This is a genomic window from Sphingobium fontiphilum (genome assembly GCF_014196635.1).
GTDB classification, from domain to species: Bacteria; Pseudomonadota; Alphaproteobacteria; order Sphingomonadales; family Sphingomonadaceae; genus Sphingobium; species Sphingobium fontiphilum.
Genome location: NZ_JACIEB010000002.1, coordinates 445,095 through 458,399, shown reverse-complemented (window position 1 = coordinate 458,399; position 13,305 = coordinate 445,095). Strand labels below are relative to the sequence as shown.

Genomic DNA, 13,305 nt, shown 5'->3' with positions numbered 1-13,305 from the left:
TCGCATCTGTTTCTCTCCCCCATCCGTCCGCGCCCCGACGCCGGAGTGATGGCGCGCGCCCGTGCCTGCAATGCTTTGGGCCGGGCTGGGATGGGCAGAGTTGGGGCGGGCATGGGCGCGGGTCGCGAAATGGCTGAAATCCGAGGATGTCGCGCCAGGGGACGACGACGATCCGAACTGGGAATAGATGGGAATTGGCTTGAAAACCAGGTTTGAACAGCTTTTCCCAGCTTTGCCCGCTTTTTCCCTTTTCACCGACCCGGATGCTTGATACGTAAATCGGCATTGGGGATCTCAGGCTTTGGTGAGTCCTGTGCGCCGGGCGTCGCAATCGCGGTTCCGGCGGCGGGAGGCCTGCGCCCCCGCAACAGGGCGATTTTTCAGGGGTGTCGGAACTCATTCTCTATTCGGGCAACGCATTCAGCGTCGCGGACGGCAAGGGCCGGTTCGTGCTGCCCCTGGAGATGCGCAAGCTGGTCCGGATGGCCAGCGGCGGCGACAATCGCCTGTGCCTGTCCATCCATTTTGACAATGGTTGCGCCACCGGCTTTGGTCTGTCCCACAAACTGCACCTGTTCACCGAGGTGGAGGAAATGGAGCGCGCCGCGCGCGAGGCGGGGCGGGCCTTCAACGCCGATCTGGAACATGAAAGGCGTCTCGGCACGATCGAGGACGTGAATTTCGACGATGGCGGCCGTTTTGCGCTGCACCCCGACATCAAGGAGGAGGCGGGCATCACCGACGCCGCCTTCTTCTATGGCGTGGGCCGCTATTTCCAGATCTGGGATCCGCAACGGCTGGCCGACAGCCCCGAACGGCCAATGCTGATCCGCAACAAGGCGCGCCGCTGGCTGGAACAGCGCGCAGCGGGAGCGATCAAGTGAGCCGGGTCGAAGCCCCCGCCGCCGCCCATGTCCCCGTATTGCTGGATGAAGTGCTCGCCGCCCTCGCCATTGCCCCGGGCGAGGTGCATGTCGACGGCACATTCGGCGCAGGCGGCTATTCCAGCGCGATGGCGCGCGCGGGCGCGCAAGTTTTCGCCTTTGATCGCGACCCCGACGCGATCCGTGAAGGGCGGGCTGTGGCCGACGCCCACGGCATTGCCCTGATCGAGGGCGAATTTTCACGCATGGCGGAATTGCTGGCGGAGCGCGGCATCGACAAGGTGGCGGGCGTGGTGCTCGACATCGGCGTGTCGTCGATGCAGCTCGACCGGGCGGATCGCGGCTTTTCGTTCCAGTCGGACGGGCCGCTGCTGATGACGATGAGCCAGACGGGCGAGAGCGCCGCCGATTTCCTGAACACCGCCCCGGAGCAGGAGATCGCCGACGTCCTCTACCGTTATGGCGAGGAGCCGCGTTCGCGCCGCGTGGCGCGCGCCATCGTCGAAGCCCGGCCGCTGGAGCGCACGGGCGAACTGGCGGCCGTGGTACGCCGCGCGCTGGGCCACAAGCCGCACGAGAAGAAGGATCCGGCGACTCGCGCCTTTCAGGCGATCCGCATCCATGTGAACCGCGAACTGGAGGAGCTGGAGCGCGCGCTGGAGGCGGCCGAGGCGCTGCTGGTCGAGGGCGGACGGCTGGCGATCGTCACCTTCCACAGTCTGGAGGACCGGATCGTCAAGCAGTTCCTGCGGGGGCGCAGCGGCGGCGAATCGAGCGGCTCGCGCCATATGCCCGAGCGAACGGCGACCTTTGCCCCCACATTTCACCGCCCGGCCAAGGCCGTGCGCCCCGGCATGGCGGAACTGACGCGCAATCCCCGCGCCCGTTCCGCCACGCTGCGCAGCGCCGTCCGCACCGCCGCCCCGGTTCCCGCTTCCCTTACCGCCAGGAGTGTTGTGCGATGATCGCCGTCAAGCGGTTGCAGAGCCTGTTCTGGGTGTTGCTGGTCGCGCTGGGCGCGCTGGCGACCTATCTGGTGTCGCTGGGCGTCGGCACCGAGCGCAATGAGTTGATGCGGGTGCGGGCGCGGATCGAGGCTGCCCGCGCCGACATCCGGTATCTGGAAACGGAATTTGGCGCGCGCGCCTCCATGCGACAGCTTGAACGCTGGAATGCGGAGGATTTCCTCTACACCACGCCCACCGCTCAGCAATATCTGGAGGGGGAGCGGGCGCTCGCCCGGCTGGACGGCATTCAGCCCAACGGCCCCGCCTATGTCGCCCCGCCAGTGATGGTGGCGATGGTGGAAACCCCCGCGGACCTGCCCTCCGCCCCGCAGGCCGCGCCTGCGAGCCCCGCCGCCAGCCAGATCAGCAGCGACATCGCGATCATCCGCACCGCCCATGCGCAGGACGATGTCCCGGCCGCCGCTGCGCCCGCCGCCAAGGCCAAGGTGAAGGCCGATCCCGCCGACACATCCCGTCCCAATCCGGTCGCGCGCCGGGCGGAGCGCATGGCGATGCTGGACGCCAAGTTGCTGGACGACAATACGCTGGGCGATTTGAGCGCGCGCGCCGCGCGTGAGCGCAAGAAGGACCGCTGATGGCCACCGTCATCGTCCAGCCGCCGCATGTCCGCGCCGGGCGGCAACGCGTCAACCGGACCGCCATCGCCCATAACCGGCTGATGCTGCTGCTATTGCTGTTCGTGGCGATCACCATGATTGTCGTGGTGCGGCTGAGCTGGGTCGGGATTTTCGCTGGCGGCGGCGCGAGTGACGGCGTCGGCATAATGGCGCCTGCCCGCGCCGACATCACCGACCGCAATGGCGAGCCGCTGGCGCGTACGATGGACGCCTGGTCGATCGCGGTGCGTCCGTCGAAGCTGATCGGCGATCCGCGCGAACTGGCGCGCAAGCTGCACGAGATTTTCCCCGACGAGGCGGAGGATGCGCTCTATGCCAAGCTGACCGGCAAGGGCTGGGCCTATCTGCGTCGCCGGGCGCTGCCCGAACAGGTGGCGGCGGTGAACGCACTGGGCGAGATCGGCATCGAATTTCCGCGCGAGAAGGAGCGGCTCTACCCGCAACGGACGCTGGCGGCGCATGTGCTGGGCTTTGCGCCCAAGGCGGACGGCACCGGCGGCATGGGGGTGGAGGCCGCGTTCAACGACCGGCTGACCGATCCGGCGTTGCGCGGCAAGCCCTTCGCCATTTCCATCGACAGCCGGGTGCAGGCGGCGCTGGAAAGCGAGCTTTACGCGCAGATGGTGGCGCAGAGCGCCAAGGGCGCGGGCGGGATCGTGCTGGACGCGAACACCGGCGAAGTGATCGCCATGGCGTCGATCCCGGTGTTCGACCCCAATAAGCTCAAATCCTACCCCAACGCCAAGTGCAGCGAATCGCCGCGCTGCAACCATATGGTGCAGGCCCGTTACGAACTGGGTTCGACCTTCAAGCCGCTCTCCATCGGCGCGGCGATGGACCGGGGCGTCGTCACCTCCATGGCCAAGCGTTATGACGCGACCGAACCGTTGCAGGTCGCCGGCTTCCGCATCAAGGACGACCACCCGATGCGCCGATGGCTGAACGTGCCCGAAACGCTGGTGCACAGCTCCAACATCGCCACCGCGCGCATCGCCGATGAACTGGGCGCCGAGCCGCTCCAGCATCTGTATCGCGAACTGCATTTCGACCAGCGCCCGGCGATTGAACTCAAGGAACGCGCCAAGGGCATCTGGCCCAGCAGTTGGGGCCGCATCACCACCATGACCGTGTCCTATGGCCATGGCATCGCCGTCACTCCGCTGCATCTGGCCAGCGCCTATGCCGCGCTGGTCAATGGCGGCATGTGGCGTCCGGCGACGCTGCGCAGGCTGGAACCGCAGGATGTGCCCCAGGGGCGCCGCGTCTTTTCCGCCGCCACCAGCGCGCGGATGCGGCAGTTGTTGCGGATGATCGTCGCGGAAGGTACAGGGCGTAGCGCCGACGCCAAGGGTTACCGGGTGGGCGGCAAGACGGGTTCCGCAGAAAAGCCCGAAGAGGGCCGCTATAACAAGAGTTCGCTGGTGACGACGTTCGCCTCCGCTTTCCCGATGGACAATCCGCGCTATGTCGTGCTCGCCATGATGGACGAGCCCAAGGGCAATGCCGAAACATTCGGCCTGCGCACGGCCGCCTTCACGGCCGCGCCGGTGGTGAAACGGGTGATCGAGCGCACCGCGCCGATGCTGGGCGTGCTGCCCGACGAGCATCGCGATGTGGAGATTTCGGACCTGAAGCCGCTGCTCTGGAAAGCCAAGGGAGAGGAATGATGCGTCTGGGCTCGCTGGTCGAGGGGCTGTCGGGCGACGCGCTGCCGGGTGGCGGGGCCGATGCGCTGGTCACCGGCTTCGCCATCGACAATCGCAAGGTCGCGCCGGGAACCGTGTTCGGGGCCTTCCAGGGGCTGCGTGTCAATGGCGAGGATTATATTCCTGCCGCCATCGCCGCCGGGGCCGTCGCCATCGTCGCCCGGCCGCAGGCGCGGGTGGAAGGGGCGATCCATATTGCCGACGATAATCCGCGCCGCCTGTTCGCGCAGATCGCGGCCCGTTTCTTCGCGCCGTTTCCGGACGTGACGGTCGCCGTCACCGGCACCAATGGCAAGACGTCGACTGTCGAACTGGTGCGGCAGATCTGGCGTATGCTGGGCCATCATTCCGCGTCTATCGGCACATTGGGCGTCACCACCTCCGTCGATCAGGTGTCGACCGGCCTCACCACGCCCGACATCGTCACTTTCCTGTCCAACATGTCGGGGTTGAAGCGCGAGGGCATCACCCATGCCGCGTTCGAGGCGTCGAGCCATGGCCTTGCCCAATATCGCACCGAAGGGCTGCCGGTGATCGCCGGGGCCTTCACCAACCTGTCGCGCGACCATCTCGATTATCATGGCGACATGGACAGCTATTTCGACGCCAAGATGCGCCTGTTCGACGAGGTCGTGGGCGATGGCGGCGCGGCGGTTGTGGGGGCCGACGACGAATGGTCGGCCAAGGTGATCGAGAGGGTTGCGAAGCGGGGGCTTCGACTGCTGGATGTCGGGGTGAAGGGGCGGGCCGTGCATCTGGCGGGCCGCACCCCGACACAGTTGGGCCAGATGATGGAGGTCGAGGCCGAAGGCAAGCTGTTCAAGGTCAACCTGCCGCTGATCGGCGCCTATCAGGCGGCCAACGCGCTGACCGCCGCCGGCCTCGCCATCGCGACCGGCGCGGATGCGGCGAAGGTCATGGAATGTCTGGCCCGCGTTCAGCCGGTGCGGGGGCGTCTGGAACGCGCGGTCATCAGCCGGGCGGGCGCGCCGGTCTATGTCGATTATGCCCATACCCCCGATGGCCTGCGCGCCGCGATCGAGGCGCTGCGCCCGCACACCAGAGGTCGCCTGATCGCGCTGTTCGGCGCAGGCGGGGATCGCGATACGGGCAAGCGGCCGCTGATGGGGCGGGTGGCGGCGGAACTGGCCGATCATGTGATCGTCACCGACGACAATCCCCGGTCGGAAGACCCCTCCGCCATTCGCGCCGCCGTGATGGCGGGCGCGCCGGGCGCTGTCGAGATCGGCGGCCGCCGCGCCGCCATCGCCGCCGCCATTGCCGATGCCGGGGCGGACGACATTGTGCTGCTGGCGGGAAAGGGGCATGAGCAGGGGCAGATCATCGGCGACCGGGTGCTGCCCTTTGACGATGTGACCGTAGCGCGGGAGTGCGCGGGTTGACGCCCTTGTGGACATCGCAGGCCATCGCGCAGGCCACAGGGGGCGTCGCTTCGGCGCCCTTTGCCGTTTCGGGCGTCGCATTCGACAGCCGGGAAGTCGGGCCGGGCGACCTGTTCGTCGCGATGAAGGGCGAGAGCACGGACGGACACCGCTTTGCCGATCAGGCATTCGCGCGGGGCGCGGCCGGGGCCATTGTCGGCACGCCCGTCGACCAGCCCCATATCCTCGTTCCCGACACCGCCCGCGCGCTCGAGGCGCTGGGCGTCGCATCGCGCAAGCGCATGGGCGGCAAGGTGATCGGCGTTACCGGATCGGTGGGCAAGACCGGCACGAAGGAGGCGCTGTATCAGGCGCTTGACCGCGCCGAACCGGGGACCGTCCACCGCTCGGTCAAAAGCTATAACAACCATGTCGGCGTGCCGCTCAGTCTCGCGCGGATGCCAGCGGCCTCCACCCATGGCGTGTTCGAAATGGGGATGAACCATGCTGGCGAACTGTCGGCGCTCACCCGCCTCGTCCGGCCCCATGTCGCCATCGTCACCGCCATTGCGCCCGCCCATATCGAATTTTTCGGCAGCGAAGAGGCGATCGCCATCGCCAAGGCGGAGATATTTGAGGGGCTGGAGCCGGGCGGCACGGCCATCATCCCCTATGACAGCCCGCATGTCGCCACCCTGTATAACCATGCCGAGCGTAATGCCGCGCGCATCCTGACTTTTGGCCGGGGCGATGGCGCGGATGTGCGCGCGACCGAGGCTGTGGCGGCGCCGGGGGGCGGATCGCTGGTCACCGCGCGACTCCCCGAAGCGGAACTCTGCTTCACCGTCGCCGCGCCGGGCGACCATTGGGTCTCGAACGCGCTGGCGGTGCTGGCCGCAGTCGAGGCGGTGGGCGGCGATCTGGGCGCGGCGGGCCTTGCCCTTGCCGAAATGCCGGGCCTGCCGGGGCGTGGCGAGCGGTTGCGGGTGAAGGCGCGGGGCGGCGAGGCGCTGCTGATCGACGAAAGTTACAACGCCAATCCATTGTCGATGGCGGCGACGCTGCGGCAACTGGGTCGGGAGCAGGCCGACCGGCGGATCGCGGTGCTGGGCGCTATGCGCGAACTGGGCGATCAGGGCGCGGCGCTGCACGCGGGCCTTGCGCCGCTGTTGGCTGAGGGGCAGGTGGATTTCGCCATTTTGGTGGGTGCGGAAATGGGGCCTCTGGCCGATGCGCTGGACGGTCGGACCAGCTTCGTCCATGTGGAGGACAGGGATGCGGCGACGCAGGCCCTGCGGGCGGAAATGCGCGGCGGCGACGCCATATTGGTGAAGGGTTCGAACGGCGTTGGCCTTTCGCGCCTGGTGGCGGCGTTGCGCGACGGAGATAGTGACTGATGTTGTACTGGCTGGCGGACGCGCTGGATTTTGAGGGTGCTTTCAACCTTGTCCGCTATCTGAGCTTCCGGGCGGGCGCGGCGATCGCGACCGCGCTGGTCATCGGGCTGGTCATCGGCCCGCGCTTCATCGGCTGGCTGCGCGTGCGCCAGGGCAAGGGGCAGCCGATCCGCAGCGACGGCCCGCAAAGCCACCTCGCCAAGCGGGGGACGCCGACCATGGGCGGGCTGATGATCCTGACCGCGATGATCGTGTCGGTGCTGCTGTGGATGAACCTGTCGTCGCTTTATGTGTGGGCCTGCATTTTCGTGACGCTGGGTTTTGGCGCCATCGGTTTCCTCGACGATTATGACAAGGTGACCAAGGCCAGCCACAAGGGGCTGTCGGGCAAGGTGCGCCTGCTCTTCGAATTCCTGATCGCGGGCTTCGCCGCCTGGATGATCGTGCAGCAGCATGGCAATACCGCGCTTTACGTGCCTTTCTATAATGGTCCGGCGATCAACCTCGGGCCGTTCTACTTCCTGTTCGCCGCCTTCGTGATTGTGGCGTTCGGCAACGCGGTGAATCTGACCGATGGGCTCGATGGCCTCGCCACCATGCCGGTCATCATCGCCAGCCTCGCTTTCATGGCCATCGTCTACCTCGTCGGTCGCGCCGACTTCGCCAACTATCTGGGCATTCCCCATGTGCAGGGCGCGGGCGACCTGACTATATTATGTGGCGCGATCATCGGCGCGGGGCTGGCTTTCCTGTGGTTCAACGCGCCGCCCGCCGCCGTGTTCATGGGCGACACCGGATCGCTGGCGTTGGGCGGCACCATTGGCGTGATCGCGGTCGCCACCCACCATGAAATCGTGCTGGGCATTATCGGCGGCTTGTTCGTGGTGGAGGCGATGTCGGTCATCATCCAGGTCTTCTTCTACAAGCGGACCGGCCGTCGCGTGTTCAAGATGGCGCCCATCCACCATCATTTCGAACAGATCGGCTGGGCGGAACCGACCGTCGTCATCCGTTTCTGGATCATATCCTTCGTGCTGGCGCTTGCCGGCCTCGCCACGCTGAAGCTGAGGTAAGCGGATGATCGTTTCGAGCGCCTTTGCCGGAAAACGCTATGCGGTGCTGGGCCTCGCCCGGTCGGGGCTGGCGACCGTCGATTGCCTGTCGGCGAGCGGCGCGCAGGTCGTCGCCTGGGACAGCCGCGAAGAAGCGCGCGAGGCGGTGGCGGGCAAGGCGGAGATTGGCGACCCGCTGGAGATCGACCTGCGCGGTTTCGACGGCGTGGTGGTGTCGCCGGGCGTGCCGCTGAACCGTCATCCCATCGCCATGAAGGCGAAGCTGGCGGGCGTGCCGATCATCGGCGATATCGAACTGTTTGCGCTGGCGCGGCCGACCTTGCCCGCGCACCGCGTGGTCGGCATCACCGGCACCAACGGCAAGTCGACGACCACGGCGCTGATTCACCACATCCTCGAAAAGGCGGGCATCCCCACCCGCATGGGCGGCAATATCGGCCTGCCCATATTGGGGCAGGAGCCGCTGTCCGATGGCGGCGTCTATGTTCTGGAACTGTCAAGCTACCAGATCGACCTGACCCACAGCCTCGACTGCGACGTCGCGGTGCTGCTCAACATCACGCCCGATCATCTCGATCGCTATAATGGCTTTGAAGGCTATGTGGCGTCGAAGGCCCGCCTCTTCGCCATGCAGTCGGCAGAGCATGTTGCTGTCATCGCCGCGGAAGATGAGCCAAGCCGGTCCATCGTCGATCAGGCCAGCGGCTTGCCGGTGCTTGTGCGGTCGTCGGACATTGACCCCTCCGCCCAACTGGGATGGCCAGCGCTGCAGGGGCCGCACAACGCCCAGAATGCGGCGGTCGCCATGGCCGTCGCCCGTGCGCTCGGCATAGCGGATGACATGATCTTTTCCGCACTCGCCAGCTATGCCAGCCTGCCCCACCGGATGCAGGCGGTGGCGACACGCGACGGCGTGCTGTTCGTCAACGACAGCAAGGCGACCAATCCCGCCTCCACCGCGCCCGCGCTCGCGGCATGGCCGCCGGTGGACGGTAGGCCGCGCATCCACTGGATCGTCGGCGGCCTCGCCAAGACCGACAATCTGGACGAATGCGCGCCCCATTTCGGCAATATCGCCCATGCCTATACGATAGGCGAGGCGGGCCATATGTTCGCCGACCTGCTGCGCCCGCACATGGCCGTCGATGACAGCGAGATGCTGTCCGCCGCCGTCCGCCGCGCCGCGCGCTTTGCCCGGTCGGGAGACATCGTGCTGTTGTCGCCCGCCTGCGCCAGTTTCGACCAGTTCCGCGATTTCGAGGCGCGCGGCGGCGCGTTCGTCGCGGCGGTCGAGGCGCTGGACGAGAAGGAATAAAGGGATGCACAAGCAGGGACCGATCCGGACGTCGCGCGCGGGCAAGCTGGTTCAGGGGTTCAAGGGCGCGACCGTGCCGCGCGAACGCACCGCGCTCGCCATCTGGTTCTGGGAAATCGACCGGGTGCTGTTGTCGCTGATCGTCGCGTTGATGGCGATCGGGCTGGTCGCGGTCGCCGCCGCATCGCCCGTCGCCGCCATTGATCGTTCGACCGCCGAGGTTGCGGTCAACCCGCTCATCTATTTCTATCGCCAGCTTATCTGGGTGGTCATCGGCCTGCCGGTGATGCTGGTCATTTCCATGTTGCCACGCACGCAGGCGCGGCGGCTGGCGCTGTTCATGGCGGCTTTTTTCCTGGTCATGCTGCTGTTCGTGCCGGTGCTGGGCAGCACGATCAACGGCGCGAAACGCTGGATCGACCTGCCGGGGATGCGGTTTCAGCCGTCCGAGTTCCTGAAGCCTGTCTTTGTCGTGTCGGTCGCCTGGCTGCTGTCGTTGCGCGCGCGCGACCCCAATCTGCCGGTCATCCCGCTGACCGGGGTGCTGACCGCGCTCATCGCGGTGCTGCTGATGCGCCAGCCCGACTTTGGCCAGACGGTCATTTTTTGCGCCTGCTGGGGCGCGCTGCTGCTGCTGTCGGGCGTGGCGATGCGTTGGATCGCGGCGATGGGCGTGGCGGCGCTCGGCCTGCTGGTCGCGGTCTACATGTTCTATGAAAACGGGCGGCAGCGGATCAACGACTTCCTGGGCATCGGCGTCGACCACAGCGCCGGGCCGGACCAGAGCGACCTTGCCTTTCGCACCATCACCAATGGCGGCTTTACCGGCGTCGGGCCGGGCGGCGGGCAACAGAAATTCCGCCTGCCCGAAGCGCATACCGACTATATCTTCTCCGTCATCGGGGAGGAGTTCGGCCTGCTTGCCTGCATCGCCATCGCCATCGTGTATCTTGCCATCGTCGTGCGGGTGATGTTGCGCCTGCTCGATGAGGAGGATCATTTCACCCTGTTGGCGGCCGCAGGCCTGACCACCGAATTCGGGCTTCAGGCGATCATCAACATGGGCGTCAATGCCCAGATTTTTCCGTCCAAGGGCATGACGCTGCCCTTTATCAGCTATGGTGGCTCCTCTATGCTGGCGCTGTGCATCGGGGTCGGCCTGTTGCTCGCCTTCACCCGGCGCAATCCCTTCATGGGCCGACATACCGTCGTCAAATGGAGTGGTCGATGAGCATTTCCCGTCACTTCGTTCTCGCCGCCGGCGGGACGGGGGGTCATATGATTCCGGCCCATGCGGTGGCGCAGGAATTGATGGCGCGCGGCCATCATGTTGCGCTGGTGACCGATGATCGCGGCGCGAAAATTCCGGGCATATTCGACAAGGCGCAGGTCCATATCCTGCCCGCCGGGCGCATCACCGGCCATCCGCGCAGCTGGCTGTCGGGGGTGAGGGGCGTGCTGGCGGGCCGGGCAATGGCCCGGCGCCTGAACGAGGTGTTCCGCCCGACCGCCGTGGTCGGCTTTGGCGGCTATCCCGCCATGCCGGCGCTGCTCGCCGCGATGGCGGACGGCGTTCCCACCGTCATCCATGAACAGAACGCCGTGCTGGGCAGGGTCAACCGACTGCTCGCGGGGCGGGTGGCGGCCATCGCCACCGCTTACCCACAGGTCGAGCGGCTGAAACCCAAATATGTCGACAAGGTTCACCTGATCGGCAATCCGGTGCGGGAAGAAGTGCGCGAACTGCGCGATGAGGAGTTCCCCGCGCTGACCGACGAAAGCGTGTTCCGCGTGCTGGTGATCGGTGGCAGCCAGGGCGCGACCGTGCTGTCCAGCGTCGTGCCCGAAGGGCTGTCGATGCTGCCCGTCAGCCTGCGCCGCCGCTTGCAGGTGACGCAGCAATGCCGCGCGGAGGACATCGAGCGCGTTCGCAAAACCTATGCCGAGATGGAGATTCCCGCCGACCTTGCCACCTATTTCAACGATGTCCCCGAAAAGCTGGGCTGGTCGCATCTGGTGATCGCGCGGGCGGGCGCTTCGACGCTGGCGGAGCTGACCTGCGCCGGGCGGCCCGCCATATTGGTGCCGTTGCCCAGCGCCATGGACGACCACCAGACCGCCAATGTGCGCGAGATGGTAGAGGCGGGCGGCGCGCGCTCCATCCCGCAGACGAAGTTCACCGCCGTCGAACTGGCCAAGCAGATCCAAAAAATGGCGATCGAGCCGGGCGCCCTGCAAAACGCCGCAAAGCGCGCCCGCGCCTGTGGCCGACCGGACGCCGCGCGCGACATGGCCGACCTTCTGGAAAGCATCGGCCATGCGCCGATCGTTAACGATCCCGTGCGCGTGGCCCCGACGCCCGCCACGCTCAATCTTCAGGGAGTTCCCGCATGAAAGGTGTCGGCACCGACATCGGCACGATCCATTTCATCGGCATTGGCGGCATCGGCATGTCCGGCATCGCCGAAGTCATGCACAATCTGGGTTATTCGGTTCAGGGCAGCGACGTGGCGGAGGGCTATGTCGTCGAAGGGCTGCGCGCCAAGGGGATCAGGGTGATGATCGGCCACAAGGCCGAAAATCTGGGCGACGCCGCCGTCGTGGTCACCTCCACCGCGATCAAGCGCGGCAATCCGGAGGTGGAGCTGGCGCTGGAAAACCGCGTGCCGGTCATTCGCCGGGCGGAAATGCTGGCCGAACTGATGCGGCTGAAATCCACCGTCGCCATCGCGGGCACCCATGGCAAGACGACGACGACCTCGATGGTCGCGGCGCTGCTGGATGCGGGCGGGGTGGACCCGACCGTCATCAATGGCGGCATCATCAACAGCTATGGCTCCAACGCGCGGCTGGGCAACAGCGACTGGATGGTGGTGGAGGCCGACGAGAGCGACGGGAGCTTCCTGCGTCTCGACGGCACCATCGCGGTCGTCACCAACATCGATCCCGAACATCTCGACCATTATGGCAGTTTCGACCGGGTGAAGGACGCCTTTGTCGAATTTGTCGGCAATGTCCCCTTTTACGGCGCGGCCTTGCTGTGCCTGGACCATCCCGAAGTGCAGGCGATTTTGCCGCGCGTGCAGGACCGGCGGATCGTCACTTATGGTTTTTCCGCGCAGGCCGACATTCGCGGCGACAATGTCCAGCCCATCCCCGGCGGCAACCGTTTCGACGTGCAGATCCGCGAGCGTGACGGGTCGACTCGCCGGATCGACGGCATCGAAATGCCCATGCCCGGCCGCCATAATGTGCTCAACGCCATGGCGGCGATCGGCGTGGCGCTGCACATGGGCATTGACGACGCGACCATCCAGACCGGCTTCGCCAAGTTCGGCGGTGTGAAGCGCCGTTTTACCAAGGTCGGCGAGATCGCGGTGGGCGAGGGCAGCGCGACCGTCATAGACGATTATGGCCATCACCCGGTCGAAATCCGCGCCGTGCTCGCCGCCGCGCGAGAGGGGGCTAAAGGGCGCGTCATCGCTGTCGTCCAGCCGCACCGTTTCACGCGTCTCCATGACCTGATGGACGAGTTCCAGCAGGCGTTCAACGACGCCGACATCGTCTATGCCGCGCCCGTCTATCCGGCGGGCGAGCAGCCGATGGAGGGCGTGGACAGCGCCGCGCTGGTCGCGGGCCTCAAGCGCCGGGGCCATCGCGCCGCCGCAACCATAGAGGGGCCGGATGCGCTGGCCGCCGCCATCGCCGCCGATGTGCAGGCCGACGATATGATCATCTGCCTGGGCGCGGGCGACATCACCAAATGGGCGGCGGGCCTCGCCGATGCGGTGGCGCAGAAGGCGAAGGAAACCGCCTGAGATGATGCGCGCGCCTTTCCTCCATCCCGACCATGAACCGGTTTCAGCATCCATGCAGTCCCATGCGCCCTCGCGCGGTCGGGAG

11 protein-coding genes are annotated in these 13,305 nt (G+C 66.6%); all 11 read left to right on the top strand.

The window, feature by feature from the left end; all coding sequences use genetic code 11:
- Positions 1-386 precede the first annotated feature (386 nt).
- Genes GGR44_RS06520 through murC form a run of 11 tightly spaced genes read left to right on the top strand, consistent with a single transcriptional unit; the run spans position 387 to position 13,220 of the window.
- Positions 387-884 carry a division/cell wall cluster transcriptional repressor MraZ gene (locus GGR44_RS06520; RefSeq protein WP_183954678.1) on the top strand — a complete coding sequence of 166 codons (498 nt, stop codon included), beginning with the start codon at positions 387-389 and terminating at the stop codon, positions 882-884.
- On the top strand, positions 881-1,849 hold the full coding sequence (gene rsmH, locus GGR44_RS06515) for a 16S rRNA (cytosine(1402)-N(4))-methyltransferase RsmH (protein ID WP_183954676.1): 969 nt from the start codon (positions 881-883) through the stop codon (positions 1,847-1,849). Before GGR44_RS06520 ends, rsmH begins: the two co-directional genes overlap by 4 nt.
- Positions 1,846-2,487, top strand: coding sequence for a colicin transporter (locus GGR44_RS06510; RefSeq protein WP_183954675.1), 642 nt, complete (start codon positions 1,846-1,848; stop codon positions 2,485-2,487). The genes rsmH and GGR44_RS06510 overlap by 4 nt, the downstream gene beginning before the upstream one ends.
- Positions 2,487-4,196 carry a peptidoglycan D,D-transpeptidase FtsI family protein gene (locus GGR44_RS06505; protein ID WP_183954673.1) on the top strand — a complete coding sequence of 570 codons (1,710 nt, stop codon included), beginning with the start codon at positions 2,487-2,489 and terminating at the stop codon, positions 4,194-4,196. Before GGR44_RS06510 ends, GGR44_RS06505 begins: the two co-directional genes overlap by 1 nt.
- The gene (locus GGR44_RS06500) at positions 4,196-5,638 is read left to right on the top strand and encodes a UDP-N-acetylmuramoyl-L-alanyl-D-glutamate--2,6-diaminopimelate ligase (protein WP_183954870.1); all 1,443 of its coding nucleotides are present in this window, start codon (positions 4,196-4,198) and stop codon (positions 5,636-5,638) included. The genes GGR44_RS06505 and GGR44_RS06500 overlap by 1 nt, the downstream gene beginning before the upstream one ends.
- On the top strand, positions 5,635-7,014 hold the full coding sequence (locus GGR44_RS06495; protein WP_183954671.1) for a UDP-N-acetylmuramoyl-tripeptide--D-alanyl-D-alanine ligase: 1,380 nt from the start codon (positions 5,635-5,637) through the stop codon (positions 7,012-7,014). Before GGR44_RS06500 ends, GGR44_RS06495 begins: the two co-directional genes overlap by 4 nt.
- Positions 7,014-8,087 carry a phospho-N-acetylmuramoyl-pentapeptide-transferase gene (gene mraY / locus GGR44_RS06490; protein ID WP_183954669.1) on the top strand — a complete coding sequence of 358 codons (1,074 nt, stop codon included), beginning with the start codon at positions 7,014-7,016 and terminating at the stop codon, positions 8,085-8,087. Before GGR44_RS06495 ends, mraY begins: the two co-directional genes overlap by 1 nt.
- A gap of 4 nt (positions 8,088-8,091) precedes the next feature.
- Positions 8,092-9,402 (top strand): UDP-N-acetylmuramoyl-L-alanine--D-glutamate ligase, encoded by a 1,311-nt coding sequence (murD, locus tag GGR44_RS06485; RefSeq protein WP_183954667.1) that lies wholly within the window; start codon positions 8,092-8,094, stop codon positions 9,400-9,402.
- Between the two features lie 4 nt (positions 9,403-9,406).
- Positions 9,407-10,633: a putative lipid II flippase FtsW gene (gene ftsW / locus GGR44_RS06480; RefSeq protein ID WP_183954665.1), complete on the top strand. Its 1,227-nt coding sequence runs from the start codon at positions 9,407-9,409 to the stop codon at positions 10,631-10,633.
- Positions 10,630-11,796 (top strand): undecaprenyldiphospho-muramoylpentapeptide beta-N-acetylglucosaminyltransferase, encoded by a 1,167-nt coding sequence (murG, locus tag GGR44_RS06475; protein WP_183954663.1) that lies wholly within the window; start codon positions 10,630-10,632, stop codon positions 11,794-11,796. The genes ftsW and murG overlap by 4 nt, the downstream gene beginning before the upstream one ends.
- A complete protein-coding gene (murC, locus tag GGR44_RS06470) occupies positions 11,793-13,220 on the top strand; it encodes a UDP-N-acetylmuramate--L-alanine ligase (RefSeq protein WP_183954662.1) in 1,428 nt (475 codons plus the stop codon). Before murG ends, murC begins: the two co-directional genes overlap by 4 nt.
- Positions 13,221-13,305: the final 85 nt, after the last annotated feature.

What these genes read in the sequence shown, in the direction of transcription:
- mraY (WP_183954669.1), top strand. Translation starts at nt 7,014, where the DNA reads ATGTTGTACTGGCTGGCGGACGCGCTGGATTTTGAGGGTGCTTTCAAC.
- murD (WP_183954667.1), top strand. Translation starts at nt 8,092, where the DNA reads ATGATCGTTTCGAGCGCCTTTGCCGGAAAACGCTATGCGGTGCTGGGC.
- GGR44_RS06500 (WP_183954870.1), top strand. Translation starts at nt 4,196, where the DNA reads ATGCGTCTGGGCTCGCTGGTCGAGGGGCTGTCGGGCGACGCGCTGCCG.
- murC (WP_183954662.1), top strand. Translation starts at nt 11,793, where the DNA reads ATGAAAGGTGTCGGCACCGACATCGGCACGATCCATTTCATCGGCATT.
- GGR44_RS06505 (WP_183954673.1), top strand. Translation starts at nt 2,487, where the DNA reads ATGGCCACCGTCATCGTCCAGCCGCCGCATGTCCGCGCCGGGCGGCAA.
- murG (WP_183954663.1), top strand. Translation starts at nt 10,630, where the DNA reads ATGAGCATTTCCCGTCACTTCGTTCTCGCCGCCGGCGGGACGGGGGGT.
- ftsW (WP_183954665.1), top strand. Translation starts at nt 9,407, where the DNA reads ATGCACAAGCAGGGACCGATCCGGACGTCGCGCGCGGGCAAGCTGGTT.
- GGR44_RS06510 (WP_183954675.1), top strand. Translation starts at nt 1,846, where the DNA reads ATGATCGCCGTCAAGCGGTTGCAGAGCCTGTTCTGGGTGTTGCTGGTC.